The organism is uncultured Nisaea sp. (assembly GCF_963974195.1).
Taxonomy (GTDB): Bacteria; Pseudomonadota; Alphaproteobacteria; order Thalassobaculales; family Thalassobaculaceae; genus Nisaea.
In genome coordinates this window covers 1-26,556 of sequence record NZ_CAXBDC010000066.1, presented here as the reverse complement: position 1 = coordinate 26,556, position 26,556 = coordinate 1, and the positions used below count along the sequence as shown (strand labels likewise).

The 26,556-nt window shown below is 61.1% G+C and carries 30 protein-coding genes and 1 tRNA gene; 13 read left to right on the top strand and 18 right to left on the bottom strand.

Annotated elements, in window-relative coordinates:
* The 3 genes from aspS to AAC126_RS14760 form a co-directional block, all read right to left on the bottom strand.
* A partial coding sequence (gene aspS, locus AAC126_RS14770; protein WP_339854587.1) for an aspartate--tRNA ligase occupies positions 1-1,367 on the bottom strand: 1,367 nt, incomplete at its 3' end.
* A gap of 98 nt (positions 1,368-1,465) precedes the next feature.
* Complete coding sequence (locus AAC126_RS14765) at positions 1,466-2,701, bottom strand: matrixin family metalloprotease (protein WP_339854585.1); 1,236 nt, start codon at positions 2,699-2,701, stop codon at positions 1,466-1,468.
* A 124-nt stretch (positions 2,702-2,825) separates the two neighbouring features.
* Positions 2,826-3,887 carry an asparaginase gene (locus AAC126_RS14760; protein WP_339854584.1) on the bottom strand — a complete coding sequence of 354 codons (1,062 nt, stop codon included), beginning with the start codon at positions 3,885-3,887 and terminating at the stop codon, positions 2,826-2,828.
* A gap of 103 nt (positions 3,888-3,990) precedes the next feature.
* Between AAC126_RS14760 and AAC126_RS14755 the strand changes: the two genes are divergently transcribed.
* Complete coding sequence (locus AAC126_RS14755; RefSeq protein ID WP_339854582.1) at positions 3,991-4,572, top strand: RNA methyltransferase; 582 nt, start codon at positions 3,991-3,993, stop codon at positions 4,570-4,572.
* Here the strand turns inward: AAC126_RS14755 and AAC126_RS14750 are convergent.
* A complete protein-coding gene (locus AAC126_RS14750) occupies positions 4,569-5,276 on the bottom strand; it encodes a ChrR family anti-sigma-E factor (RefSeq protein ID WP_339854580.1) in 708 nt (235 codons plus the stop codon). The two genes, AAC126_RS14755 and AAC126_RS14750, sit on opposite strands and share 4 nt — an antisense overlap.
* 2 nt (positions 5,277-5,278) lie before the next feature.
* Complete coding sequence (locus AAC126_RS14745; protein WP_339854578.1) at positions 5,279-5,818, bottom strand: sigma-70 family RNA polymerase sigma factor; 540 nt, start codon at positions 5,816-5,818, stop codon at positions 5,279-5,281.
* A 259-nt stretch (positions 5,819-6,077) separates the two neighbouring features.
* Here AAC126_RS14745 and AAC126_RS14740 point away from each other — a divergent pair, with 259 nt between their 5' ends.
* The 5 genes from AAC126_RS14740 to queC all read left to right on the top strand — a co-directional run bounded on the left by AAC126_RS14740 (position 6,078) and on the right by queC (position 10,759).
* Entirely contained in the window at positions 6,078-6,608 is a 531-nt protein-coding gene (locus AAC126_RS14740) for an invasion associated locus B family protein (RefSeq protein WP_339854576.1), read from the top strand.
* 190 nt (positions 6,609-6,798) lie between these two features.
* Positions 6,799-7,923, top strand: a complete 1,125-nt coding sequence (gene rlmN, locus AAC126_RS14735; RefSeq protein WP_339854590.1) for a 23S rRNA (adenine(2503)-C(2))-methyltransferase RlmN — start codon at positions 6,799-6,801, stop codon at positions 7,921-7,923.
* A gap of 143 nt (positions 7,924-8,066) precedes the next feature.
* Positions 8,067-8,978 carry a restriction endonuclease gene (locus tag AAC126_RS14730; protein ID WP_339854575.1) on the top strand — a complete coding sequence of 304 codons (912 nt, stop codon included), beginning with the start codon at positions 8,067-8,069 and terminating at the stop codon, positions 8,976-8,978.
* A gap of 454 nt (positions 8,979-9,432) precedes the next feature.
* Positions 9,433-9,975, top strand: a complete 543-nt coding sequence (locus AAC126_RS14725) for an MAPEG family protein (protein WP_339854573.1) — start codon at positions 9,433-9,435, stop codon at positions 9,973-9,975.
* 88 nt (positions 9,976-10,063) lie between these two features.
* Positions 10,064-10,759, top strand: coding sequence for a 7-cyano-7-deazaguanine synthase QueC (gene queC, locus AAC126_RS14720; protein ID WP_339854571.1), 696 nt, complete (start codon positions 10,064-10,066; stop codon positions 10,757-10,759).
* 15 nt (positions 10,760-10,774) lie between these two features.
* Here the strand turns inward: queC and AAC126_RS14715 are convergent, their stop codons facing one another.
* On the bottom strand, positions 10,775-11,734 hold the full coding sequence (locus AAC126_RS14715) for a hypothetical protein (RefSeq protein WP_339854569.1): 960 nt from the start codon (positions 11,732-11,734) through the stop codon (positions 10,775-10,777).
* A 191-nt stretch (positions 11,735-11,925) separates the two neighbouring features.
* A complete protein-coding gene (locus tag AAC126_RS14710; RefSeq protein WP_339854568.1) occupies positions 11,926-12,372 on the bottom strand; it encodes a hypothetical protein in 447 nt (148 codons plus the stop codon).
* A 163-nt stretch (positions 12,373-12,535) separates the two neighbouring features.
* On the opposite strand from AAC126_RS14710, the gene AAC126_RS14705 reads away from it, so the two are divergent.
* Positions 12,536-12,931: a VOC family protein gene (locus AAC126_RS14705; protein WP_339854567.1), complete on the top strand. Its 396-nt coding sequence runs from the start codon at positions 12,536-12,538 to the stop codon at positions 12,929-12,931.
* A gap of 31 nt (positions 12,932-12,962) precedes the next feature.
* Here the strand turns inward: AAC126_RS14705 and AAC126_RS14700 are convergent, their stop codons facing one another.
* Positions 12,963-13,604, bottom strand: a complete 642-nt coding sequence (locus tag AAC126_RS14700; protein ID WP_339854566.1) for an SIS domain-containing protein — start codon at positions 13,602-13,604, stop codon at positions 12,963-12,965.
* Positions 13,601-13,972: a hypothetical protein gene (locus tag AAC126_RS14695; protein ID WP_339854564.1), complete on the bottom strand. Its 372-nt coding sequence runs from the start codon at positions 13,970-13,972 to the stop codon at positions 13,601-13,603. Before AAC126_RS14695 ends, AAC126_RS14700 begins: the two co-directional genes overlap by 4 nt.
* 169 nt (positions 13,973-14,141) lie before the next feature.
* Between AAC126_RS14695 and AAC126_RS14690 the strand changes: the two genes are divergently transcribed.
* Together AAC126_RS14690 and AAC126_RS14685 are read left to right on the top strand one after the other, a co-directional pair.
* Complete coding sequence (locus AAC126_RS14690; protein WP_339854562.1) at positions 14,142-14,864, top strand: Bax inhibitor-1/YccA family protein; 723 nt, start codon at positions 14,142-14,144, stop codon at positions 14,862-14,864.
* Between the two features lie 166 nt (positions 14,865-15,030).
* A complete protein-coding gene (locus AAC126_RS14685) occupies positions 15,031-15,468 on the top strand; it encodes a hypothetical protein (RefSeq protein ID WP_339854560.1) in 438 nt (145 codons plus the stop codon).
* A 30-nt stretch (positions 15,469-15,498) separates the two neighbouring features.
* Here the strand turns inward: AAC126_RS14685 and AAC126_RS14680 are convergent, their stop codons facing one another.
* Both AAC126_RS14680 and AAC126_RS14675 read right to left on the bottom strand, forming a co-directional pair.
* On the bottom strand, positions 15,499-15,996 hold the full coding sequence (locus tag AAC126_RS14680) for a hypothetical protein (protein ID WP_339854558.1): 498 nt from the start codon (positions 15,994-15,996) through the stop codon (positions 15,499-15,501).
* A 4-nt stretch (positions 15,997-16,000) separates the two neighbouring features.
* Positions 16,001-16,357, bottom strand: a complete 357-nt coding sequence (locus AAC126_RS14675) for a hypothetical protein (protein WP_339854557.1) — start codon at positions 16,355-16,357, stop codon at positions 16,001-16,003.
* Between the two features lie 191 nt (positions 16,358-16,548).
* Between AAC126_RS14675 and AAC126_RS14670 the strand changes: the two genes are divergently transcribed.
* Positions 16,549-17,388 (top strand): hypothetical protein, encoded by an 840-nt coding sequence (locus tag AAC126_RS14670; RefSeq protein ID WP_339854555.1) that lies wholly within the window; start codon positions 16,549-16,551, stop codon positions 17,386-17,388.
* 34 nt (positions 17,389-17,422) lie between these two features.
* Here the strand turns inward: AAC126_RS14670 and AAC126_RS14665 are convergent.
* Positions 17,423-17,498 (bottom strand) — tRNA-Thr (locus AAC126_RS14665).
* Positions 17,499-17,668: 170 nt separating this feature from the next.
* On the bottom strand, positions 17,669-18,736 hold the full coding sequence (locus tag AAC126_RS14660) for a hypothetical protein (RefSeq protein WP_339854553.1): 1,068 nt from the start codon (positions 18,734-18,736) through the stop codon (positions 17,669-17,671).
* Between the two features lie 576 nt (positions 18,737-19,312).
* Between AAC126_RS14660 and AAC126_RS14655 the strand changes: the two genes are divergently transcribed.
* Positions 19,313-19,801, top strand: a complete 489-nt coding sequence (locus tag AAC126_RS14655) for a Fur family transcriptional regulator (RefSeq protein WP_339854588.1) — start codon at positions 19,313-19,315, stop codon at positions 19,799-19,801.
* Positions 19,802-19,860: 59 nt separating this feature from the next.
* On the opposite strand, the gene AAC126_RS14650 is transcribed toward AAC126_RS14655, so the two are convergent.
* Together AAC126_RS14650 and cobA are read right to left on the bottom strand one after the other, a co-directional pair.
* Entirely contained in the window at positions 19,861-21,189 is a 1,329-nt protein-coding gene (locus tag AAC126_RS14650; protein WP_339854551.1) for a cobyrinate a,c-diamide synthase, read from the bottom strand.
* Positions 21,190-21,193: 4 nt separating this feature from the next.
* Positions 21,194-22,036: a uroporphyrinogen-III C-methyltransferase gene (cobA, locus tag AAC126_RS14645; RefSeq protein ID WP_339854550.1), complete on the bottom strand. Its 843-nt coding sequence runs from the start codon at positions 22,034-22,036 to the stop codon at positions 21,194-21,196.
* Positions 22,037-22,197: 161 nt separating this feature from the next.
* Here cobA and AAC126_RS14640 point away from each other — a divergent pair, with 161 nt between their 5' ends.
* Both AAC126_RS14640 and AAC126_RS14635 read left to right on the top strand, forming a co-directional pair.
* Positions 22,198-23,289, top strand: a complete 1,092-nt coding sequence (locus tag AAC126_RS14640) for a cobalt-precorrin-5B (C(1))-methyltransferase (RefSeq protein ID WP_339854548.1) — start codon at positions 22,198-22,200, stop codon at positions 23,287-23,289.
* 2 nt (positions 23,290-23,291) lie between these two features.
* Positions 23,292-24,047 carry a cobalt-precorrin-6A reductase gene (locus AAC126_RS14635; protein WP_339854547.1) on the top strand — a complete coding sequence of 252 codons (756 nt, stop codon included), beginning with the start codon at positions 23,292-23,294 and terminating at the stop codon, positions 24,045-24,047.
* Positions 24,048-24,099: 52 nt separating this feature from the next.
* Here the strand turns inward: AAC126_RS14635 and AAC126_RS14630 are convergent, their stop codons facing one another.
* The 3 genes from AAC126_RS14630 to AAC126_RS14620 form a co-directional block, all read right to left on the bottom strand.
* Positions 24,100-25,062, bottom strand: a complete 963-nt coding sequence (locus tag AAC126_RS14630; protein WP_339854545.1) for a DMT family transporter — start codon at positions 25,060-25,062, stop codon at positions 24,100-24,102.
* 331 nt (positions 25,063-25,393) lie between these two features.
* A complete protein-coding gene (gene cobM, locus AAC126_RS14625) occupies positions 25,394-26,158 on the bottom strand; it encodes a precorrin-4 C(11)-methyltransferase (protein ID WP_339854544.1) in 765 nt (254 codons plus the stop codon).
* Positions 26,155-26,556 (bottom strand): precorrin-3B C(17)-methyltransferase (locus AAC126_RS14620; RefSeq protein ID WP_339854542.1); only part of this gene is annotated, 402 nt, incomplete at its 5' end. The genes cobM and AAC126_RS14620, both read right to left, overlap by 4 nt.

The window sequence follows — 26,556 nt, the reverse complement described above, 5'->3', positions numbered from 1 at the left end:
CCGCCCTGCGGCATGGAGAACGGGTTGTGCGAGAAGTCGATCTTGCCGGTCGCTTCGTCCAGCTCGAACATCGGGTAATCGACGATCCAGCAAAGGCGGAACGTGTCCTTCTCGACGATATCGAGATCGTTGCCGAGTTTCACGCGGGCGGTGCCGGCCAGTTTGGCGGCTTCGCTTTCCTTGCCGGCGGAGAAGAAGATGGCATCGCCATCGCCCATGCCGGTCTGCGCTTTCAGCTCCGCGATCTTTTCCGGCGTCAGGCGGTTCGCGATCGGGCCGCGGGCCTCGCCGTCACCGAAGATAATGTAACCCATGCCCGGCGCGCCTTCGCCCTGGGCCCAGCTGTTCATCCGGTCGCAGATTGCCCGACTGCCGCATTTCGGTCCCGGCACGGCGCGGACCACACCGCCACCGGCAATGACCTTGGCGAAAACGGCGAAATCGCTGTCCCGGAAGATCTCGGTGACGTCGGAGATTTCGAACGGAATGCGCAGGTCCGGCTTGTCGTTGCCGTATTTGAGCATCGACTCCTTGTAAGGGATGCGCGGGAACGGACCCGGCACCTTCCAGTCGGAGAATTCCTCGAACACGCCCGCCATGACCGGCTCGATGGCCTGGAAGACATCTTCCTGCTCGACGAAGCTCATCTCCACATCGAGCTGGTAGAACTCGCCCGGGGAGCGGTCGGCGCGGCTGTCCTCGTCACGGAAGCAGGGAGCGATCTGGAAATACCGGTCGAAGCCGGAAACCATGATCAGCTGCTTGAACTGCTGCGGCGCTTGCGGCAGGGCGTAGAACTTGCCCGGATGCTGGCGCGACGGTACCAGGAAGTCGCGCGCGCCTTCCGGCGAGGAAGCGGTCAGGATCGGAGTCTGGAACTCCATGAAGTTCTGATCGGTCATGCGGCGGCGGATCGAGGAGATCACCTTGCTGCGCAGCATGATGTTGTTGTGGATGCGCTCGCGGCGCAGGTCCAGGAAGCGGTAGCGCAGGCGGGTATCCTCGCCGGCATCCTCATCCGCATTGACCTGCAGCGGCAGCACGTCGGCGATGGACTGCACCTCGATCTCGTCGATACGAAGTTCGATATGGCCGGTCGGCAGCCTGTCGTTGATCGTCTCGTCGGTACGCTTGACCACGCGGCCGGTGATCGTCACCACGCTCTCGACGCGCAGCTTCTCGACCGTCTTGAAAGTCTCGTCCTCGATATCGACGACGCACTGGGTCAGACCGTAATGATCGCGCAGGTCGATGAAGACCAGCTGGCCGTGATCGCGGCGGCGGTGGATCCAGCCGGACAGGCGGACCGTTTCACCGACATGATCGATGCGGAGATCGTGACAGGTATGGCTGCGATAGCGATGCATGGCTGTTCAATCTTTTCGGAATTTCGCGCGCGGCATCTCCTAGCGTGCGAGAGGGCGGCCCGCAAAGAAAAAATGCATGAAAACCGGCTGGAAGGGGCCTACACGACCTCGAAAGTGACACTGCTGGAGTCAGAATAGCCGATCAGGTCGATCCGGGTGCCGCTGCTGAGGTTGATCACGGTATCGCCGAAACTGTCCACCGTGACGCTTGTCGCGGTGACGCCGCCCGAGAGCTGGATCGCATCTTCCGATGCGTAGCCGTGGATGTAATCCCAGCCTTCATTGCTTGCGGAATAGAGGAATTTATCCGCTCCCAGATTGCCATAGAGATCGTCGTACCCCGCACCGCCGGAGATCGTATCGGAATCCTGCCCGCCGAAGATCGTATCCGCGCCGCTGTCACCGAAGATCAGGTCGCTGCCGTGATTTCCGTAGAGGATATCGTCCCCGTCTCCGCCGAAAATGGTATCGACCCCTTCGCGCAAGGCGAGGGGGGCGCCGCTTTCGGGACCATCGTTCTGGCCACCATAAATGGTATCCGCACCAGAGCCGCCGACGAGGTAGTCCGTGTTCTTGTTGCCGTACATCAGATCGTCGCCGGCGCCGCCGGAGATCAGATCGCTGCCGCTATAGCCGCGGATAACATCCGCCGCCGATGTGCCGAACAGACTGTCCGCGTCGGCGCTGCCGATGATCGCTGTGCTGACTGTCGATCCTGTCACGCCATAGAGAGACTGGATGACTTCGATATCGTAGGCAGTGATGGTCGAGAGCGAGGTGTCGAGATAGGAGGACATGATCGAGGACGTGTGATTGATGTGGTCGAGCCCCAGCCCGTGCCCCGCTTCGTGAATGGCTGTCGTGAAAAAATATTCCGTATCCGCTCTGTCCATGAAGATGGTGACGGTGTCCGTCCCCGACACCATCTCGCCGTCGGACCCGACATCCGAATAATAGGCGGTTCCAAGAACGCCGCCGGTGCCATCCGAAGACGGCTCCCAGGCGATCACCCAGTCAGCCGAGGCGGCGTCGGTCTCAACAAACGTGATGTCGGCAACGTTTGTCCATGTCGCCATCGCAGCTTCGAACTGTGCCTGATAGGTGGCATCCAGGCTGCTGTACCCCAGGGACGACACGTCGAACGAATAATTGATCGTCGTCGTCCAGGTGAAGCCGAGAAAATCGGAGGAGAGGGCGCTAAGGCCGCCCTGACTGGCGCGTTGCAGGTCGATCGAGCGGGTTTCGACCGTATCGTGATCGTGCGTGTACTGCCCTTCGAGGCCAACAGAGTGGCCCTCGAGATTTGCTGGCTGATCACTGTCGAAGCTCACCATGGCGCCGGATCCTAATTATCCACCGGACGATAAGAAGCCAAGATCGCTTAAATATCGTTAAATTATATTTGCCCGAAGCAGGTTCCGTGGCCAGTGGTCATTACCAGAGCGTTTATGGAGCCTCTCAGAAGGCGGGCGTCGGCCGGATGAACCCGACCAGCCGTCCGGCCCAGTTCCGGACCTCCGGCGAGCATGCGGCCTCGATACGGGCCTTCTGTGCATCATCGATCACGCCGAGCCGGATGAGCACGGCAAGGACCGCGGCTTCGGCGGCCCGACCCGCGCCATCGTCGATCTTGATCGCAACGCCGAGACCTTTTTCCGGCAGCGCCGCCGTGTAATAGCCCTCGGCCCCGCCCTTGAGCAGGCAGGTCACGCCGGTCTCTGCCAGCACAACGGAATTGAAGGCGCCGGTGCCGGAAAGCATCAGCGGATTGTTGGCGCAGGCTTTGACGATCCGGCGGCAGGCGGCTGCCCGGTCGGCGCCGAGTGCGTCCGGCGCCGCGAGGCGTGCCATGGCATAGGCGATGCCGCGCAGGGGAGCGCCGAAAACCGGAATGCCGCAGCCATCGACACCGCGTGCGGTCCGGGAGAGATCCATCTCGCCCATCTCCCCGATCAGGTCGATCAGCCGGGTCTGCACGGGATGATCCGCTTCCGTATAGCCCTTGACCGGCTCGCCCAGATGCACGGCGGTGGTCAGCATGCCGGAATGCTTGCCGGAGCAATTGTTATGGGCGCGTGTCGGCTCGGTCCCGGCCCTGATCAACGCATGCGCGGATGTTTCATGGAAGGGCAGTTGCGGGCCGCATTCCAAATTATCGACGCTGAGGCCGAGACGGTCGAGCCAGGGAACCACCTTGTCCGTGTGAATCGGCTCGCCGCGATGGGACGCACAGCACAGCGCGATTTCCGCCTCGCTCAGATTAAAGGCATCGGCCGCGCCGCTTTCGATCACCGGCAGGGTCTGGAAGGGCTTGATGGCGGAGCGCGGGTAGGTCGGCCGTTCTATATCGCCGAGGGACAGCACATCCTTGCCCTTTGCATCGACGACGGAAACGATCCCGCGATGCACGGATTCCACCATGTCGCCGCGGGTGATTTCGATGAGCAGGGGAGCCGCATCGACTTCCGAGATATGGGTGCGCACGATACGGTCGTCAGCGGCAAGGCTGTCCGGGCTCATGAGGCGTCTCCTGATCTATCATGGCTTTCCCGGCTCTCGCGGCCGGTGAATTGACGTTCAAGGCAACTTGCCTTGGAGCACGGGTTTGTGCAACAGAGACGCCATGCGAGGATATTTCGGAATGGGCGTCGAAGGGATCAGCAAATCCCGCAATGTCGGCGCGATCTACAGAACGGCGCACGCTTTCGGCGCCAGTTTTGTGTTCAGCGTCCAGGCGGCGCTTTCGGTGCATGAGCTCAAGCAGACGGACACGTCCGGCACGGCAGGCAGCCTGCCGTTCTATGAGTTCGATACGGTCGGCACCATGCTGCTGCCGAAGAGCTGCGCCCTGGTCGGTATCGAGATCACCGACGACGCCGTCGAGCTGCCGAGTTTTCATCATCCGAAGATCGCTGCCTATGTGCTCGGCCCGGAGCGTGGCGGCCTCTCCGAGGAGATGGTGGCGCGCTGCGATCATATCGTGAAGATCCCGACCAAATTCTCGCTCAATGTCGGGCTTGCCGGAGCATTGGTCATGTATGACCGGCTGCAATCCACCGGCAATTTCGCCCGCCGCCCGGTGATGCCGGGCGGACCGACGGAACCCCAGCCGGAAAAAGTCCCGAGCTTCGGGCCGCCGCTCTGGGTCCGGAAAGAGCGCAAACGGCAAGCTGCGGCTGCAAAGGCTGCGGAGAGCGAGAGCTAGGCTCTGCCCCGTGTGATCCGGTTGTACAACTGGATCAGGGGATTGCTGAAACGCAGCGGGCCGCCGGTGACCGAAAGGCAGAGGCAGCCATCCCTGGCGTCGGCGACCGGTGCGTGATGGTTTTCTTCGTTGTTCACCGCCAGATCGCCGCGCCCATACCGGCCCGTGGTGTCGCTGAAGGCACCGTCCAGAACCAGGGTCAGCTCGCTGCCTTCGTGGCTGTGCGTGGGGACTGTGCGGCCGGGGCCGAAGCGGAATACTGATATCTCGAAGCGTTTGTCCGTCACCGGTAACCGGTATTCCTCGATACCCGGTCCGAGCTTGCGCCAGGAGAGGCCGGAAAGTGATTTTCCGAGGTAGCTGCGGAGCGGCTCCGGGACGGTGGCGCGTGTCGCTTCATCGAATGCCGTAATGGCATCGTCGTTGGCGGCCGGGGCCAGGATATCATTCGCCGGGATGTCATCCCCGTCGATCAGCGCCAGCACGTTATCGAAGGCATCGTCGGAGAGTGCCGCCGGCTCGATTTCTTCCAGCAGATAACCGCCCACTTCCTCCATTTCGGAGACGGTCCGGCGCAGGTCCGGACGCAGGGCGAGCATCGTGGCAACGAGCACCGAGACCGGCTCGGCCAGTGCGCCGCTTGCATAATCGAGCAACAGGTCCTCGCCGGAGCTGCTGTCGCGGTCGGGTTTTGCTTCAGCCATCGTTACTCAAAATCCTTCATCTCGTGCCTGAGCCGGGTCAGGGCCAGACGGATGCGTGATTTAACCGTTCCCAGGGGCAGACCGCTTTCCTCCGCGATCCGGCTGTGGGGCTCGTCATCAAAAAAGGCGCGGCGTATCAGCTCCGCCTGCTCGTCGGGCAGGACCCGCATGGCGGAAGCAATGCGCTGCCGTGCCTGGCCATCCTGCAGAGACCGGTCCGGCGCGGGTTCCGCCGCCGGGATCAGGCCGGGATCGTCCGGATCAAGCTCCGGGCGTTTCTCGCGGCGCAGCCGGTCGATCCGCTTGTTCCGGGCGATGGTGAAAATCCATGTGCTCGCGCCAGCCTGCCTGCGATCGAAGCTCGCAGCCTTGCGCCAGACCATGACCATCGCTTCCTGCGCGACATCTTCCGCCATTGCCGCGTCCGCACCGAGTCTCAGGAGGTACGATTTCAGGCGCGGTGCAAAATGTTCGAAGAGCTGCCGGAAAGCCGTTTTGTCCTGGCTCCCGGCAATGGCTTCGATCAGGTCGTCATGCGTCATGTCCAAGGAAAGCCGGTCCATCCTCTTGCGTGCCTGATCTGGTTGTACCGCCCCGAAGCATCGGGACTCAAGCATGGGGTGGGCGCGTGCGGGGGTGGCTTGCTCTAACATGACGCTGAAGATACGCTGGCAGCCCGGGAGTGGATCATTCGGCCGGAAAATTTCTCGATTTCCTGCCGACTTCTCAATCCCGCCACATTCTTTGCATTGAATATTCGCCGCCGGGATGGCATCCAAAACCTTATATATGAAAACCGGAATGGCTGGCTCAATCACCATGACGCACTTCCGCTTGCTTTTGCTCGGTCTCGCCCTTGCTGTCGGCGCGACCACCATGGCTTCCGCACAGGAGCCGCAAACCATCGGCCGCAACAGCGACTGGATTGCCTACACCTATCAAAGTGGCGGCAAGACGGTCTGTTACATGGCGAGTACGCCAACCAAGGCCGAAGGCAATTATTCGAAGCGCGGCCACATTTACGCGCTGGTTACCCATCACCCGGACGCGGACAGCCAGGGCGAGTTCAGTATCGTCACCGGCTACGCCTACAAGACCGATAGCGAGGTCGAGGTCGAAATCGGCGGGCAGAAATTCTCGCTCTTCACCGACAAGGACCGGGCCTGGGCACCGGATGCCAGGACGGACAGCTCCATCGTGGCGGCGATGATAAAGGGCAGCAAGATGACGGTGAGCGGTGTGTCCTCGCGCGGCACCAAGACGGCGGACACCTATTCCCTCAGCGGCTTCACCGCGACCAAGAAGCTGATCGACGGGAAGTGCGGGAAGTAGGCTCCGGCCCGGATCGAAGCGTCACGGCCCGCGTGACGCTTCTCCTCTCCCTTCCGGGACGCGCGAGATACGCGGTTGCAGCATGGCTGCTTTCCGCCGATTCGGCTTGCCTTTGCACCTTCTTGCACGCATTTTACCGCCCATGTCGACACATGCCATCTCAGCTTCCGCCGCCTCCGATCAGCCGGCGATGAAAGATCTCGCCGCCGCGGACCTTGCCGCCAGGGACCTGGTGGGCCTTGACCGTGAGCAGCTCATTGAAGAGCTGAAGACGCTTGGCCTGCCGAAATTCCGAGCGGGTCAGATCTGGCACTGGATCTACCACAAGGGCGTCACCGATTTCGCCGAGATGACGACGCTGGCGAAACCGCTGCGCGAGGAGCTGGCCACCCACTACAAGATCGGCCGCCCCGAGATCACCCGCGAGCAGTGGAGCGAGGACGGCACCGCGAAATGGCTGCTGAAGTTCGACGACGGGAACGAGGCCGAGGCCGTGTTCATCCCGGACGACGACCGGGGCACGCTCTGCATTTCCTCCCAGGTCGGCTGCACACTGACCTGTTCCTTCTGCCATACCGGCACCCAGCGCCTTGTCCGCAACCTGACGTCCGGCGAAATGGTCGCCCAGATCCTGGTCGCGCTCGACCGGCTCGGCGGTTTTCCGACGGCGCAGAGCGACCGCAAGCTGACCAACATCGTGCTGATGGGCATGGGCGAGCCGCTGTATAATTTCGACAATGTGAAGCGCGCCATGATGATCGCCATGGATGGCGAGGGCCTTGGCCTGTCCAAGCGCCGCATCACCCTGTCGACCTCTGGCATCGTTCCCGAGATGGAGCGCTGTGGCGCAGAAATCGGCGTGAACCTCGCGGTCTCGCTGCATGCGGTGACCGACGAGATCCGCAACAAGCTGGTGCCGATCAACAAGAAATACCCGATCAAGGACCTGCTCGACGCCTGCCGGACCTATCCCGGCGTCAACAATGCCCGCCGCATCACCTTCGAATACGTGATGCTGAAAGGCGTGAATGACAGCCTGGATGACGCCCGCGCGCTGGTGAAGCTGATCGAGGATATCCCGGCCAAGATCAACCTGATCCCGTTCAATCCGTGGCCCGGCGTCGAATATGAATGCTCCGACGACGAGACCATCGAGAAGTTCGCCCAGGTGGTTCTGAAGGCGGGCTATGCCTCACCGGTACGCACCCCGCGCGGACGGGATATTCTCGCCGCCTGCGGGCAGTTGAAGTCGGCGAGCGAGCGGCTGCGGAAGAAAGACCGGATCGCGGCGATTGCGGCGGCGAGTGCCGGGTAGAAATTCTATATTCTGCTGTTTTATTTGTAATCCGCTATAATACGGGTTGTCGAATAGGCTGAAATATTCGGCTGAATAGGTTTTTTTTATTTCACCTATCTCGGGTAAAGTTACCCCAGTTTTGATAAGTTGGGGAGAGTTCTGTGTCGGCAAGATTTTCAATCGAGCAAGAAGGTTATCCAGACTTGCCTGCTATGATGCTGGCAACCGTCGAGGCCTTGAAGAGCATGGGAGGCTCTGCCTCGATCCATGAACTCGATGAAAAAGTCGCCGAGCTTGAGGAACTTTCTGAAGCTGAACAATCCTTCACAATGTCCGGCACAGACCCCCGCCCTAGATTGAATTATTATCTGGCGTGGTCTCGAACTTTTCTTAAGCGAGGAGGTGCGCTTGAAAACTCGTCACGAGGCGTTTGGGCGCTAACAGATTTTGGTGAATCAATAAGCCAAATTGAGCAAACGAGAGCTATTCAAAAGCAGGTTAATGACGAAGAGCGAGAGCGTGCACGACAGAAGCGTCATGCAGCGGCAAAAATTAAAAAAGTGGAGACGGACACTAACTTCAATTTAGAAGAAGAGAGAGACAGTCTTGAAGTTGCAAGTTGGAATGCAATTTTGCTGTCGTCTCTTAGATCTATGGACCCCAGCGCCTTTGAACGATTGTCACAGCGCCTGCTTCGAGAAGCGGGGTTCACAAAGGTTGAGGTTCGGGGAAAGTCCGGTGATGGAGGGATTGATGGGATCGGTATACTTCGCGTGAATCTCGTATCGTTCCAAGTTTTGTTTCAATGTAAGCGATGGAAAGGCAGTGTCGGCGCGCAAGAAATTCGCGATTTTCGCGGCGGGCTCCAAGGTCGTGCTGACAAAGGTTTATTCATAACTACTGGAAATTTTACGCAACAGGCATCGGAAGAAGCGACGCGGGATGGTGCCATAGCGATTGATCTAATAGACGGTGATCGTTTATGCGATTTACTTAAGCAGTATGAGCTCGGTGTAAGAACAAAGCTCATAGAAGAAGTCACTGTAGATAAATCCTGGTTTGAGAAAATTTGATACTCGAATAACCGAGGCAGCGACGTGTCTTGAAAATTGAAGGGACATAATTGAAGGAACACACTACTTAGTTCCCGAGATTACGGCGAATTTATACGCACGAGATTTGATCCCTGAATGTTCCTCTCCGGCGCTTCGTTTCAAGTTTTTCTTCGGAATTCGTGGTTGACTTACTTATTTTCGGCCTTCCGAAGTCTTCGGAAGGGAACAACATGTAAATACATTTTGAACTAACAACCCGGTTGAAAAACGGGACCCAGGTATGAAGTGTACCGCCCTATGATCCTCTGGACCTCGGCTTGCGCCGGGGTGACGACTGGTGGTGTGACCGGGATGAATGGAAGGGAATTAAGCGACACAGGGCTTAATGCCGCCCGGCTTTCCTGCCTGCCTGCCGGTCGATGGCTTCACGGTAAGGGCGCCCGATACCTGCCGGACGTGCTAAGATGTGATCATGGCACTCGATGACAAGCAACGTGGCGTCCTGCGCAACATGCTGATCGCTCTGGCGATCACCATCGTTCTTCTGACGGCAGTGATCATCTGGCCGCCGGTGATTTTCACGCCTCTTACGCCATTGATTGACCGGTTTGCCCTCACCCTCGGATGGGACTCTTTGGTCCTGCTGTGTCTCGTCTTGTCCATTGGCAATCTGGCGCGTCACCGGTTTTTCACTCCGGCCGATATCGATGGCGGTGGGCTGACATCGGCGACGGAGCGGGCGCGGGTTTATCAGGCGATTTTGCAGAACACGCTGGAGCAGACGGTGATCGCCGTCATCGCGCATCTGGTCTGGACCGCGGTCACGGACCCGGGCTGGTATGCGGCGGTGCCGGTGGCGGCGTTGATGTTTGTCATCGGCCGGATTCTGTTCGCCGTGGGTTATGCGGGCGGAGCGCCGGCGCGGGCTTTCGGCTTCGCGCTGACTTTTTACCCGACCGTTTTCCTCACAATTGTCGCCATCGGCACTGTCGTCTGCCGTCACCTCTTCGGATAAGACCCGGGAAGGCGCACGAGACTTGACGTGCGGCCTATATTGCCGTGTCTCAGGGCTTTGGCGCTCACGATACACAGACAGGTACTCCATGACCGAAACAGCGATGGTTCTTTTCTCCGGCGGGCAGGATTCGGCGACGTGTCTTGCCTGGGCGCTGGACCGGTTCGACCATGTCGAGACCATCGCCTTCGATTACGGGCAGACCCATGCGGTCGAGCTTGAGGTGCGGACGGCCTTTATCGCGGCGTTGAAGGAGCGCTTTCCGGAGTGGGGTGGGAAGCTCGGGGAGGATCACTTCATCGATCTCTCGCTGCTCGGCGCGATCAGCGACACCGCGCTGACCCGGGACAAGGAGATCGAGATGACCGAGGCGGGGCTGCCGAATACTTTCGTGCCGGGCCGCAATCTGCTGTTTCTGACCACGGCGGCGGCGGTCGGCTATCGCCGGGACACGAAGCACATTATCGCCGGGATGTGCGAGACCGATTATTCCGGCTATCCGGACTGCCGTGACGATACCATCAAGGCGTTGCAGGTCGCGCTCACCCTTGGCATGGACAAGCGCTATGTGCTGCACACGCCGCTGATGTGGCTGGACAAGGCGGCGACATGGAAGATGGCCGAGGGGCTCGGCGGCGAGGCGCTGGTGGAGCTGATCCGGCGGGAGAGCCATACCTGCTATCGCGGCGACCGGACGGTGCTGCATGAGTGGGGATACGGCTGCGACGATTGCCCGGCCTGCGATCTGCGCAAGTCCGGGTGGGAGCGTTATGTGACGGGTTGAGGCGCGGGCCTGCTATCAGGCCTCGACGCCATACAGCTCCCGCGTTTCGGCAATCGTCCGGTCGAGCCGGTCGGTAAAGGGCGCGAACCATTCCTGCCTTCTGAGATCGTCCGCGTCCTCGATATTGCCCCGCTGCATCATGCCGGGATGATCTTCCCATGAGTCGAACGCGGCGCGGATGAGCGTCACCAGCGGGTGGCCGGACGCGGTATTCTCGGCAATGCCGCCGCGTGCCTCGACTGCGTTCTCGTAACCGCGCTGTACGGCGGCACGGCTATAAGCCCATTCAACGGATGTCGCTTTTTCCTCGATGCTGACCTGATCGAGATAGGCGATGCCGTCCTTGTATTTCTGCTCATGATCCGGCAACAAGCGTTCCGTGAATTCGCCGTTGAGGCGGGTCGGGCCGTGATAGAGGCCCATGGCCATGCCCTGCTGGCCAATCATGAGGTCCCGCGCCATCGACTGCTCGTCTTCCGTGAACTGGCCGCCTTCATTGCTGGCAACGGCATAAAGCGCGCGCCGGTCGAGGTCACCGAACAGGGAGTAGGTGTCCACACCTTCGAAGCTGTTGCTGCTGTAGGGCGCGCCGCTCTCCTGCATGGCGGCATATTTCGCGTCGAGGTTTTCGCGGGCTGCGGTGGCAACTTCCTCGAAAGGACGTTCCTGGGAGAAGGGCTGGGCGCTCGGGTCGGCAATGCCAAGTGCCAGATTGCGGGCGGAGAAACCTTCACGCGTCGGCCGGAACTGCTCGAAATAGCTGGTTCGCTCTTCAAGCGCGGCCTCCCTGGCCTGCTCCGCTTCCAGCAGGCTTTGCGCCTCAGGAGAAATCTCGACCACGTCCCGGATAATCCCGGGCGTGTCGGCCTGCCGGGAGCGTGCGCTTGTGGTTTTGGTGTCCTGCTCATCGACAGTGGGAGTGGCGAAGAGCTGGGTCAGAACGCTCTGGGAGTAAGTGCTTAAAGCGGTAATCATCGCTGCCTCTGATATCCTGGCCGGACTGGTCTTTCCGAACGGGTTTCAATGACGCGCCGCAGCCATTGCCGGCTGTTCGCGGATGCCATTAACCAAAAGCAAGATGCGTGCCGCCTGACCCGGCGGCAGATAATTTTACGGAATAAAATTCAGGATATTGTGTCGTTACCTCTGTCGGCCTGATGACGGCGTCAGGGTTTGTTCTCCGGCTCTGCTTCCGGCACGGCCTCCATCGAGAACAGCGTGTCGTAGTCGCGCAGCAGATACAGTGCCGTGATTGCCGCCAGCATCGGCCATGCGGCGTAGAACAACAGGTTTGGCACGGTCCAGGGATCGAGATAGTTCGCAACCGGCGCGAGGGTGGAGCCGAGATGCATGAGGAAGACCAGTGCGGTCGCCAGGCGTTTGCGGGAGCCGATCAGGAAGGCCAGCACGATGAAGCCCTGCACGGCGCCGAGCGCGTAGGAGATGCCGGGACCGATCCCGGGGCCGCCGTAATAATGCTGCAGCACAGCGGATGCGCCGGCCGGATTCACGAACTTGTTCAGCACCCACATGCCGAGCACGAGGCCGACGCCGAGACGCAGGAGAAACAGGGACCAGGTAAGGGTGGCCTTCGGCACGGCGACTGTCTGCATGGAGCGGATATCCTTCGCGAACGGGCGGGGAGGTTTCGAATACGGCGTTCTGCCCGATGGAGACAAGCGCCTGAGGCCGGGCTTCACAGGGATGTGTCGCTGCTTTACTGGTTGGCCTATGCCGCTGGCTGTTCCGATATTTTCGAGATGAGGGAAAAGACAAATGGCGAAAGCACTTCATACCATGGTCCGGGTGCTCGATCTGGACCGGTCCATTGCCTTCTACCAGACGGCTTTCGGACTCAACGAGGCCGACCGTTTCGATTTCGAGGATTTCGCTCTGGTCTATCTCCGGAACGAAGAGGCGGATTTCGAGGTCGAGCTGACCCTGAACAAGGGCCGGACGGAACCCTACAGCCATGGGGACGGATACGGGCATATCGCCTTCTGCGTCGATGACGCGGCGGCGGAGCACAACCGGTTTGCCGGCGAGGGGCTGAACCCGACCGAGGTAAAGGAATTTTACCGCGAGGGCGCGTTGATGGCGCGGTTCTTCTTCGTGCAGGATCCGGACGGCTACAAGATCGAGGTGCTGGAGCGGCACGGGCGCTATCGGTAAGGGCTCTCGGGCGGTAAGGGCTCTCGGGTCCTTATTCCGCCGCATCCGCTGTCCGGCGCCGTTTCAGCGCGCCGGGATTGCGGTCTTCGGCCGTGCCCCAGCCGAGAGACAGGTCGATGATGGCGTGGATCAGTGTGGCATGGGCGGTTTCGACGAAGCCGTACTCGTCACCGGCGACATGAAAGTTCAGGTCGCCTGACAGCCGCAGCGGGTTGTCCGGGGCGAAGCCGGAGAAGGTGATGACGGAACATTCCGCAGCCCGTGCCCGCTCGACCGCTTTCAGGATGTTCGGCGAGGAGCCGCTGCTGCTGATGGCAACGAGGATATCGCCCGGCTGGGCATAGAAGCCGATCTGCTCAGCGAAGATTGCATCACCGCCGAGATCATTGATCAGGGCTGTGAGCATGGCGGGGTCGGTGATCGCAAGAGAGCGTATGCCGCCGTTTTTGGTGAGGTCGAGAGCGTAATGCGAAGCCATTGAGGCACTTGCACCATTGCCGATGAAGATCAGCTTGTTGCCGGCATCATGGACGGCGCGGCCGCGCGCGAGGAATTCCGCGAAGCCATCGCCGAGCGTCTTTGGCTGGCCCGCATGGTCGGTCACGCTGGCTTCGCGGATCAGGCGGGCCAGGGTTTCGAGATAATCCGCCGTCCGGTCCGCCAGGCTGCTCACACGTTTTCTCCCTCCGGTTCCGTCGCGCCATCCGCGCTGTCGTCTTCCTCTGCGTCTGGCTTGCCGGTTGTCACGATATGAAAGCCGAGCGCATCGTCCGGCGGCAGGGTCGACATCCCGGTCAGGATACCTTCTTTCCGGGAATCGAGCAGCAATCGTCCGATGGGCTGAAAATGGCTGGTGCTTCCTTCGCCGTCGGGCGCGTCGATCAGGATGCGGACGGAGCGTGGTGTACGGAAACGGTTCCGCTCCAGCATGCGTTCGGTGGAAGCGATCGCATGAGGCATGTCGAGACCGCGCAGGTCCAGCTCGTATTCGGCCTCGCTATTGTCGCGAAAGAGGGGTTTGAGCTCTCCGAGATCGACCATGACCGGACTTTCATTCAAAATGGCGTAAAACTGTCATGTCATTTGGGCGATTCCTGATGGAATCGCAAGTCTTGCGATTTCCAATCCGGTTTCAGTTGAAAAGCCGGTCATCGTTCATTACTTCTTCTTTGACCTGTTTTTTTGACCTTCGGCTCATTGGGAGTGAGACATGAACTTGGATCGCAAACACATGACTGCCGCCGAGGCGGAGGCCGCACATATCGACGTCGGCCTGCGTAATTACATGCTCGGCGTTTACAATCACATGACCATCGGCCTGGCGCTGACGGGCTTCATCGCGCTCGGAACGAATATCCTGGCGATGAGTTCGCCGGCCTTCGCGCAGCTGATCTTCGCCTCACCGCTGAAGTGGGTGATCATGCTGGCCCCGCTTGGCATGGTGTTCTTCCTGGCAGCTCGCATCCGGTCCATGTCGGCATCCGCCGCCCGGACGACCTTCTACATCTATGCCGGTGCGATGGGCCTTTCGCTCGCCAGCATCTTCCTGGTCTTCACGGGCGAAAGCATCGTGCGGGTGTTCTTCATCACCGCCGCGTCCTTCGCCGGTCTCAGCCTCTATGGCTACACCACGAAGCGCAGCCTCAGCGGCATGGGCTCGTTCCTGTTCATGGGCGTGATCGGCCTGGTTATCGCCAGTGTCGTGAACATTTTCCTGGCATCGACCGGCCTGCAGTTCCTGATCTCCGCCGCCGGTGTGCTGATCTTCGCGGGTCTGACCGCCTACGACACCCAGAACATCAAGAATATGTACATGGAGTCGGACGGCCACGAGGTCGCGACCAAGAAGTCGATCATGGGTGCTCTGCAGCTCTATCTCGACTTCATCAACATGTTCATGTTCCTGCTGCAACTGTTCGGTAATCGCGAATAGTTTGCAGGTTCCAGTTGAGGAGGCCGCGCCGGATTTTCCGGCGCGGCCTTTTTGATTCTCGGGGTTTTCAGATGGCCGTTAACCGGTCATCAAGATTAATTTATATATAAACGCGCTGCGCCGGATTTCCGGTACGGTTGTTTTTTGAGTTTGGGACTTGGTGGCGATGTCGGTTCAGACCCTTTACGAGGTGCACACGCTTAAAAGCGGAAACTGGGCGGTTGATTCGACCTATCCGGACCGCGATACCGCCATTGATGTCGCGAAGTCATTGCACGGCGAGAAGCAGTTCCAGGCCGTCAAGGTGATCAAGGATACCTACGATCCGGCGACCGGAAACGGCAAGGAAATCGTGGTGTTCGACACCACCTCGAAGGTGAACCGGGAGAAGGCGCAACCGCAAGCGGCGGAACAGCCTGCTCCTTCCGCAGCCGCCGCTGTCTTGCGGCCGGCACCCGCACGCGGGAAAAAAGGGAAGAACACGAAGGGCGATTACGCGATGGCCATCAAGGTCACGCTGCTTCTGGTTCTTATTCTTGGCGGCGGGCTTGGCACGATCTACCTGCTGCATTACGCGGGCGGTAATTTCCAGAAGCTGTTCTGAGTCTGTCCCCGGGGCTGCTTGCCTAGCGCCTTATGGCCAACGGCGATTAACCCGCTGCATCCCCGACAGGCTGAAATATTCATCGAAAATGGTGGGTGGTCCCGCCAGCTCGTGGATCAGTCTGGCCAGCCCGTAGCGCAGGACGGGGATTTCCATGCCGGTTTCCGTCCATTCGGCGGGAAGCGGCAGCAGGCAGCGGTTCCGTCCGACATTGATGATGGTCTCGCGAAAGGCCAGACGGCCCTCCCAGAAACAATCGAGCAGGTGCGTGCGGGCATTCTCGCTGGCGAAGCGGTTGGGCGAAGGCACCTGATAGTTCGCGTTCTCGACCATGCCGTAGGCCATCGTGATGCGGATATCCTTCAGGAAGGTCAGATGCAGATCATGCTGGTCCGCGGCCAGCCCGATCTCCTCTCCCTTTGCATTAATCCTGGGCTCGAAGCGGTGGCGGAAGGTCGGTCGCAGGATTGGCGTCCAGTCCGTCACTTCGCTGTCGGCGACAGCTCTTATGAATGCTCTCAGATCCATGACGTCAGCCGTCGAGACGTGTGTCGGCTTCGTCGCGCTGGGGCCATTCCGGCAGGTCGCGGCCGGTTGTCTCCGAAAGCACCGCGCGGGCATTCTCCAGAATGAGCTGGGCGCGTGTCTTCAGCCTTTCGGACTCGAGAATGGCATTGGCGACTTCCGGTTGGGAAATCAGCAGCATGACTTCGTCCAGGCATTCGCAAAGATCCGCCGACGCGGCGACCATCTGCGCATTCCCCTGACGCTCCAGCGCATCGCAGGACCAGCTCATGGAACCTATTTGCGCCGGAGCGTTGCCGCGCGCATAGGACCAGAGCTCACCGCTTGTATTCATCCTCCACGGACCGGGCGTGTATTTGGGCATGGCGGAAATTCCTCGGTTTCACTTCAGGCAGCTTAGAGACTGACCGGTTGCATGGGCAATGCCGGGTGTGCGCGGATACGTAAAAGCGTTGCGAAATGCCGGAAAAAAACAGACTGAAAGACATGGGATTCTCAGAGCGTCGTGTCTCTGCTATGATTCCACAAGATATTGTAGGTCCGTTGAGGAACCCGATGAAATTTACCCATATTTGTGCCGTGTCTCTTTTACTCGCACTCGGCGGATGCGGTCTCGGTGACCTTTTTGGCAGCGGCAGCGAAGAACTTCGGGTCCGTGCATATGTTCGGGATGAGATCGATCAGGTCGAAGCGGAGCGCGGCCCCCGCCGCCGCCAGTATATCGACGAGAAGATTTCTGAAACGGTGGCTGCCAAAGACACCGGTGATACGCGCCTGTCCGAAGTGGAGAATACGCTTGGACGGCTGAAGACCGATCTCAGTATCGTTGCCCGCAAGCTTGAAAAACGGATCGAGCTTGGCGCGGGTCCGATGGCCGGTACCGCCGCCACAGGACGATCCGTCCCGGCGCCGGCTGATCCGGAGCAGCTTGCCGAAATCCGGGCGGATGTCGATGCCGCTCTCAGGGCTGTCAGCAAACTGAATGCGGACCAGGAGACGGCGGAGGCGCGTGCTTCTGCCCGCTTCGAACGTCTGGAATTACGAACCAGCGAGCTGAACTGGCCGGAACAGACGGGCGGCAAGGGATTGCATCTGGCCTCCTATCGCACGCATGAGGCTGCGCTTGCCGGATGGGAGCTGCTGCTCACGGAATACCCGGAACTGCTCGCCGCCGAGGATCCGCTTTTTATCGAGGTCGATACTGTCGCCGGACCATTCGTTCGTCTGATGGTCGGAGCCGGGCGGGAGCTGAGCTGGCTGTCCAATGCCCTCAACCAGATCCGGGCCGAGGGCGAATACGCCATGATCATGCCGATCCCGTCGTCCCGGGCGTCAGCCATGCCGCAGGGAATGAAGGTTCCGGCACCGCCGAAAATCCTTGTTCCAGGATCCTGATGTGGATTTCCCCGGGCGCTTTTGTTCGGGGGAGTGGTGCCGCAGGAGGGACTCGAACCCCCGACCCCATCATTACGAATGACGTGCTCTACCACCTGAGCTACTGCGGCATATCTTGCGCGGGAACGGCTACTTAGGACGTCCCGGCGATGGGTGCAAGGGGAAAATCAGGAAGGCTATTCGGCTTGCCGTCCGGTTTGCTTCCACGGTGACGGCAATCATCCGTATCTGACACTGATCCCGCCATATGTCCCGGCCGTTTCTGACGTATGCACCCGGCCTAGTTCTGGTAGCGGTTAGCCGTCCTTTTTTCCGTGGCGGCAAGGGCGTTCAGGCCCGGGAAAATTTCCGATTCAAGAAATTCGAGCCGACGTTGGAAGCTGCCCCCGCGTGAGGTGAATCGTTCTTCCCAGAGATTCAGTTTGACCACGAGCCCGCACAGAACGCTGCCGGTCGCGTTGTGCTGTTCCACGATTTGCGCGCGCAATGCCTGGAAGGACTCGGCTGTCGGGTCTTCCCAAAAATGGCTGGAGCTCTGGTCGAAGTGATCGAACCTCTGTTTGACCGATTCGACGATGCCGTACAGCGCCTGCATGGCGTGCGTCGCCCTGCTCTGGAGCGAGGGATTGCTGAGGGCGACAGGCGAGCGGAGAAATTCCTGAACCCAGGGGCGGAAATGTCTGATGCGGTTTTCCGATTCGGTCAGGCAGCTGCGAAAGTAGGAGAATCCGAGGAAGGTATCGCCGTAATTTTCGAGAAAACGCGGTATCGAGGCGACATCGGTCTCAAGATCGGCGGCAAGCTTCTCCATTTCGGCGAGTACCGTGGCGCGATCCGGGTTGCGCAGGTACTCGACCAGATTTCCGTAACTGCCGAGCGCGGCACCGTCCCGGGCGAAAAGCCGGCGGATAATCGGCCTTGTGTACTGTTTCATGAAGTGGGTCAGCTCGCGGTATTTCTCCGGGGAAAGCCGGAGCGCGTCGTAATTCTCGAACCCGATATCCAGCTCCCGGAGCGCAACGCGCAAGGTGTAGACATCGTAGCTGCCGATGGCGGCGAGGCGTTTCAGGATGGCAACGTCGCTCATCAGCTCCGGAGCCTGGGAGTTGAAATGGTTGGGCAGGTGGTCCGGCTGGATCTGCCCGCTGCCGGAACCACTGTCCTTGAACAGTTCCACGACCGCGTGAAGCTGCGCGTTCTTGATCAGGGAGTGGCGCCTCAGAGCCATGGTCTTGAGTGGGAGCAGACCGAGGGGCAGCCGGTACAGGCTGTCCATATCGGCGGTGTCGATGTGCGAGCCGACGGGACCGGGTACGGTGGCGCCAACCTCTGAAAGGGAAATTGCCATGCCATCGTATGAGCAATTTCAGTGCCTGCGGAGGGACTCGTCATGACTCCAGACACTTATCGCGCGACGTTTAGGTGGAGCTTCGGGGCGGCGGCTATGTCCGGTGCCTGAAAATGGCGGGAATTGCCTAGCGGCGGGCAAGAGATTCCGGGTGCCGGGGATCAAACCAGCCAGCGTGCCGCGTCAGACAGAGCGAATATCGTCCAGTTCCTCGACCCGATACGGCTGCGGGTAAACTCGCAGCGATCTGTAATGGGGGCAGTAAATTGCGTGGCCTGTCCGCTGGTAATTTGGCCTAGCCAGTGTAAAGCCTGCAGAGACTTCCGTGGTTCGCCAGTAATGGTGCTTTCGCGTGCCACAGTCTGTTGTCTGGGCATGGGATATAATAGAAATTCAATTCTTGGATTCGGGGTGCAAAACCGGTCTTCGACGGGGGGCTGCGCGGGCCGGGATGCCAATGCTTCGAGGGACAGACCGAAAGCTGGTTTGTCATGACCGTAGGGCTGGTATAATCTCCCCAACGGACTGTGGTCCCGACAGGATACGGAGCGTTGTCAGGGAATGGCTGAAGCCAGTATGGAATCCAGGGTCGCGGCCCTGTGCCTCGAAAAAGGACTGAAGATGACGGAGCCGCGCCGGGTGATCGCGCGCGTCCTGTCCGAGGCAGAGGATCATCCCGACGTGGAGTCCCTGCATGAACGGGTGCGCGAGATCGACCGTTCGATCTCGATCGCGACCGTTTACCGGACGATGAAGCTGTTCGAGGAAGCGAATATCGTCACCAAGCGCGATTTCGGCGATGGCCGGGCGCGCTATGAGGAAATCAATGGTGAGGAAGACCATCATCACCACATGATCGACGTGACGACGGGAAATGTGATCGAGTTCTATAACGAGGAACTTGAGGCACTGAAGGACTATATCGCCCGCGAACTCGGCTTCGAGCTGGTGGATCACCACCTCGAACTGTTCGGCGTTCCGCTGAAGAAAGCGGAAGCGAAAGCAGCGCCGAAATACAAGCCGAAGGCCAAGACGAAAATCATCAGCGGCAAGCCGCCGGTCTGAATTTCAGGAAAAGACTTGTTTGTGTGAGGCGCCCCGGGCTATCGCCGTGGGCGGCGCTTTCATGCATCCGCATGATCGATCAGGTGCATGAAGGAGCCGAAGACGGCCCCGATTCGCGCGCCGGTCTCGCCAAGATCCGATCCAGAAGCATCGGTGATCCGGAATAGTGGCGCGCTGCCTGTTGCCCCGACTGTAGCGGCATAATGGAATTCATGGCCGCGCCAAAGACTGCCAGCCGGCCCGAGCGGAGTATCGGCGAGCATGTTCGCAGCCCGGTAGCCGAGATGGCGTTTCGGGTCCGCGAAACTGGTCTCGTGCGGCAGCAGCCCGGCCATCCGGTGGGAGGTGCCGTCCGCATCCGTCAAGGCCGCGCCAAGCACCATGTAGCCACCGCACTCACCGTAGATTTTTGCCCCGTCCCTGGCTGTTGTTCTCAGTCCGTCAAGGAACCGTCCCGCTTCGGCGAGACGCCCGGCATGGAGTTCCGGATAGCCGCCCGGCAGATAGACCGCGTCCGCGCCGGGGGCGGGCGCTTCGTCGGCGAGGGGAGAGAAGAAGGAAAGCTCCGCCCCCGCATGCCGCCAGCCGTCGAGGACATGTGGGTAGGTGAAGGCAAAAGCGGCGTCCTGGGCGATGGCAATTCGCTGGCCGAGTGGCGGTAAAGGAGTGCTCGCGGTGCCGGTGCCGAACCCGGTCGATACGGGCGAGGCGATGTCCCGGATCGCATCGAGCGCGAGATCCTTTTCCATCCGGTCGGCGGCGGTTTCCAGAAAACCTTCCAGATCGGGATGTTCTCCCGCCTGAACCAGTCCGAGATGGCGGCTCGGACGGGCGATCTGTGTGTCCGAGCGGACGGCGCCGAGTACGGCATGTCCGGGGGTGGCAAGCGCCTGGCGCAGCATGGCCTCGTGTTTCTCGCTGCCGACCTTGTTCAGGATCACACCCGCCAGCCGGACATCCGGATCGAACCGGGCAAAACCGCCGGCCAGCGCGGCCACGGATTGGGCCTGCCGGGCCGCATCGACAACCAGCAACACCGGCCAGCCGGTAAGGCGCGCAAGGCTGGCCGTCGAGCCGTCGGCCAGAGGGGAGGGGGCGCTGCCCAGATGGGCGCCGTCGAACAGCCCCATGACGCCTTCGACAATCGTGAGCGCCGGTCCGGGAGAGAGCGCAGTCGACAGCGTTTCCGGCCGCATTGCCCAGCTATCGAGATTGACGCAGGGACGGCCGGTGGCGGCGGCATGGAAGGCGGAATCGATATAGTCCGGGCCAACCTTGGCGCTGGCGACATCGATGCCCTTGCGCCGGAGCGCCCGGAGCAGGCCGAGCGCGATCGTGGTCTTGCCGCTGCCAGAGGCCGGCGCCGCGATGATCAGGCCCTTTGACACATACTTATCCGGTCTGCTGTGTGCCGGTTTTGCCGAGGCGCAGGGGATCCGCCTCCAGGCTCTTGCCGGCGGCGGCACCGAGCCAGTCGAGCCCGGCACGCAGCCGGACGATCTCGCCGATGGCGACGATGGCGGGCGGCTTCACGTCATGCAGACGGATATCCTCCGCCGCCCGGCCAAGCGTGGTTTCCAGCACCTGCATGTCCGGCATCGACGCATTGGTGACGAGCGCGACCGGCTCATCCGCACTGCGCCCGGCAGCCATCAGCTTGTCCGCGATCGCGCCCAGATGCTTGATCGCCATATAGAGGATCAGCGCCGGGCTGCCCTTGGCGACCGCGTCCCAGTCGACCCCCGTGACATTGCCGGTGGCATCGTGTCCGGTGATCATGGTGACGGCGTGGTTGGTGTCCCGGTGGGTCAGCGGAATTCCGGCAAAGGCCAACCCGCCGATCCCGGCCGTGATGCCAGGGCAGATCCGGAACGGAATACCCGCCTGGACGAGGGACAGGGCCTCCTCGCCGCCGCGCCCGAAGACGAAGGGATCGCCGCCCTTGAGACGCAGCACGCGCAAGTCCTGCTTGGCGAGCTGGATCAGCCGCAATGTAATGTCTGCCTGTTTCGGTGATGGCTTGCCGCCGCGCTTGCCGGCATATTCGCGCGGTGTGTCGGCGGGCGCGAGGGCCAGGATATCCTCGCTGACCAGCGCGTCATAGACGATGACGTCGGCGGCCTGCATGGCGGCATGGGCCTGCAGGGTCAGCAGCCCGGCATGGCCCGGCCCGGCACCGACCAGCCAGACGCTGCCCGGTGCGAAATCAGCGGCGAAATCTGTCACGTTTGTCATGGCTCCGAGACTACTCCCGCGCCGACTGGTTTTCCAGCGTGCGGATGATGATGTTTCATTCTGAAAATACCGGCGGGCGAGACGATGATCTACTGCCGCTGCGTCTCGAAGCCGCGTGATTTCGACATGGATGCGCGGCGCCGGACCGGTTAAGAGATTTCATGGCAAGAAAACCGGACGGACCGCTGAGAAGAGGCTGGACCACGGGCGCATGCGCAACGGCGGCGACCAAGGCCGCCTACACGGCGCTGCTGACCAGTGAGTTTCCCGATCCCGTCTCCATTCTTCTGCCGAAGGGCGAGCGACCCGACTTTGTTCTGGCCCGCGAAGCATTGGGCGATGACGCGGCGAGTGCCGCCATCGTCAAGGATGCGGGCGACGATCCGGATGTGACGCATCTTGCCACCATCGTCTCCACGGTGCGGATTGGCGCCCCCGGCAGTGGTGTGGTGTTCAGGGCGGGCGAGGGCGTTGGCATGGTGACCCGTGAGGGCCTGCCGATCCCGCCGGGCGAGCCCGCGATCAACCCGGTGCCGCGCGAGTTGATGCGCGGCGTCGTGGCGGAGGTTGCCCGCGCCCATGGCGGCAGCGGCGATGTCGAAATCGAGATTTCCGTGCCGGGTGGCGAGGCCCTGGCGAAAAAAACCTGGAACCCGCGTCTCGGCATTGTCGGCGGCTTGTCGATCCTTGGCACCACCGGCGTGGTGATCCCGTTCTCCTGCTCGGCCTGGATACATTCCATTCATCGCGGCATCGACGTTGCCCGCGCTGGTGGGTTCCCGCTGGTTGCCGCCTGTACCGGTTCGACCTCGGAAGCGGCAGTGGTTCGGCGACATGGGCTGGACGAGACCGCCTTGCTGGACATGGGCGATTTTGTCGGCGGCATGCTGAAATATCTGCGCCGTCATCCCTTGCCGAAAGTGCTGATCGGCGGCGGCTTCGCCAAGCTGGCCAAGCTGGCGCAGGGCCATATGGATCTGCATTCCGGCCGCAGTCAGGTGGATATGGACTGGCTGGCCGAACAGCTTGCGGCGGTGGGCGGCGATGCCGGTTTGGTCGAGCGGGCGAAGGTCGCCAACACCGCTCTTGAGGTTCTGAACATGGCGCTGGAGGCCGGGTTGCCGCTGGCTAACCGGATTGGCGAGCTGGCCCGTGCAGAGGCGGCGGCAATGGTCGCGGGCACGGAGACGGAAATCATCGTCGAGGTGTTCGACCGCAAGGGCAATCTGGTCGGCGCGGCGGGAGAGGTTTGAGGATGGCGCGTATTCTGGTGCTTGGCGGGACGGATCTCGCCAATGCTTTCGTAGAAGCGCTTCAGACGGCGCATCCGGATCTTGAGATCGTGCTGTCGCTGGCGGGACGGACCCGCAGCCCGAAGCTGCCGGACTGCACGATTCGGACGGGCGGTTTTGGCGGTGCCGAAGGATTGGCGGCCTATCTCCGGGACGAGGGCATCACGGCGCTGGTCGATGCGACCCATCCCTATGCGGCGCAAATCTCGGCCAATGCCGCGAAAGCCGCGCTCGAGGCCGGAACGCCATGCTTGCATCTGGTGCGCCCGGCCTGGGAGCAGGCCCCCGGTGACAACTGGCATCACGCGCGGGACTATGAGGAGGCGGCAGGGAGCCTGGATGCGCTGTCGCAAACTCATCCGCTGACGGTGTTCCTGACGGTGGGTCGGCAGGGGCTGGAGCCGTTTCACTATCTGATGAATTGCATCCACGTCGTCCGCTCGGTCGAGCAACCGGATGAGGCTGAACTGCCGCCGGGTGCCCGGGTGGTACTGGCGCGCGGGCCGTTCAGGGAAGCGGACGAGGAGGCATTCCTGAAAGAAAACGAGATCGACGTGATCGTCTCGAAGAACAGCGGCGGCACGGCCACCTACGGCAAGATCCTCGCCGCCCGGACGCTCCGCATGCCGGTGGTAATGGTGGAGCGCCCGCCGCTGCCGGAAGGGGAGATTGTTGAGGATGCCGGGAGCGCCCTCAACTGGGTAGATACCGTTCTTTAGTCGTCATCCCGTTGAAAAACGGGACCCAGGGATGGAGCGCACAGCCCTTTGATCATCTGGGTCCCGGCTCTCCGGCCGGGATGACGGCCGGGGTTCTTCTCCGCTTTGGTGCCGCAACGAGCAGTCCCGCTGCCGTGATCAGCACCATACCGCACACCGTCAGAAGGTCCGGTTGTTCGGTGAAGAAGACGAAGCCCCACAGTGCGGCCGACACCAGATATCCATAGTCGAACGTCGCGATGATGGAGGGCGGGGCAATCTGGTAGGCTTTGGCGACGCCAGTGAAGTACCCACCGGCGAGAAGTCCGATCAGCGCCATCAGACCCCATTCACGCACACCCATGGTACCCCAGTCACCCAGCAGGAAGGGAAAGGCCGTCCTGATTTCCTGGCCGGGGGCGATGAGAGTAATTGCGCCCGTCGCAACCAGGCCGGTGAGCAGAAACATGCCTTGCAACGAGATGGCCAGCGCCAGCGGAGCCTCGTCCTGGCATTTGCTGCGCGTCAAAACCATCGCCAGCGCATAGAGAAAGGCGCCGAGGAGCGGGCCTAGAATATACCAGGAAAAGGCATCCGATCCGGGTCTGAGAATGGTGATCACGCCGATAAATCCGAGCAGGACGCCAAGCCACTGGCGGCGTGTCACCGGCTCTCCAATCAGCAGGGCAGACAGCAGCGCGATCATGATCGGCGCGGTATAAAGGGCAACGGCGGCGACCGACAAATCGAGAACGGGGAGCGAGGCGTAGAAGACCAGCCAGTTGAGCACCAGAAGCGCGGTGCGGGTCAGGGCCCATTTCGGTGCATGGAGCCGGAACCCGCGCCCAACCCGGCGCATGATCGCGATCATGACCGGCAGAGCCACGATCGCCCGGGTGACGAAGATCTGCCACACGGTGAGGTCCGCGCTGACCAGCTTCACGACGGCATCGCAAAAGGCCATCGCCACAACGGATGCCAGGATCAGGGCGATCCCGAAAGCAGCGCGATCCGGACGGGCAGCGCTTTGCTCCATATTCATTCCCCGCGCCATTACAGGTGATTGTGCGATATGGCTTAGAGACGAAGCCTAATCGCCAGACATCCACGGAAAGAAACCTCGCACGCCCATGCGATGTCTGCAATATCCGCATGAAAAATATGGAATTTGGCCGTTACTCGTGGATATGGCGTTCTGCATCGGCGGCTGGGCCGAGGAGTGCGGGGCAACGCTCCATGGGCCATATTGATCGTCTTCCCGGACCCCGATCCGGGATCTTTCGGACGATTCTGTCACCTTTTGATCATACCCGCTCCATGATCACAAAGGTCCCGGCTCGGTGGCCGGGAAGACGAATATGTGTGGGCTACGCCTTAACCTCCGGCCGCAGGATGTGCGTGTGTTCCGCATCATAGAGCGCACTGTCCCGAAAATTCTCCTCGCCCAGCACGCGGCCAACCATGATCAGCGCGGTGCGGGTGATCTTGGCCGCACGGACCTTTCCGCGGATATCCGACAGCGTGCCGCGGATGATCTGCTGGTCCGGCCAGCTTGCCCGGTAAATTACGGCGACTGGGCAGTCCGCGCCGTAATGCGGTGTCAGGGCGCGCTCGATATGGCGCAGATTGCGGATTGAGAGATGGATCGCCAGCGTTGCTTTCGAGCGGCCGAGTTCTTCCAGCTCCTCGCCCTCGGGCATGGCGCTCGATTGCATCGTCGTCCGGGTCAGGATCAGCGTCTGGCTGATTTCCGGCAGGGTCAGCTCGGTTTCCAGCGCGGCGGCGGCAGCCGTATAGGCGGGTACGCCGGGGATGATCTCGAACGGGATATTTTTGGCGCGCAGGCGGCGGATCTGTTCCGCGATGGCACCATAGAGCGACGGGTCGCCGGAATGGACCCGGGCGACATCGTGCCCCGCCGCGTGAGCTGCCTCGATATCGGTCAGGATCTCGTCCAGCGTCATCGGTGCCGTGTCGATCACCTTGGCGCCCTCGGGCGCATGGGCGACGACGGCTTCGGGGACCAGCGATCCGGCATAGAGGCAGACCGGGCAGCGGGCTATCAGATCCCGGCCCTTGATAGTCAGCAGGTCCGGGTCGCCGGGTCCGGCGCCGATGAAATAGACAGTCATTGTGCAGCCTCTGAAGTCTTGTCCGCCCGAATGCTGGTGCCAGCCTTCCCGGCATAACCGCGCGGGGTATAGACGTGTTTGCCGTTGAACCGGGTCTCGCTGGAGCCGACCATGACCAGCGTCAGCATGTCGACCTGATCGACCGAGAGATCCTTCAGCGTCGTCACGGTGATCGTCTCCTCCTCACGGCCAAGCGAGCGGCCGAGGATCACCGGCGTTTCCGGCGGGCGATGCTGCAGCAGCACGTCGCGGGCATAGGCGAGCTGGGTCCGGCGGCGCATCGAGACCGGATTGTAGAAGGAGATCACGAAGTCCCCTTCGGCGGCGGCTTTCACCCTTTGCTGGATCGCCTCCCACGGTGTCAGCAGATCGGAGAGGGAGATGGTGCAGAAATCATG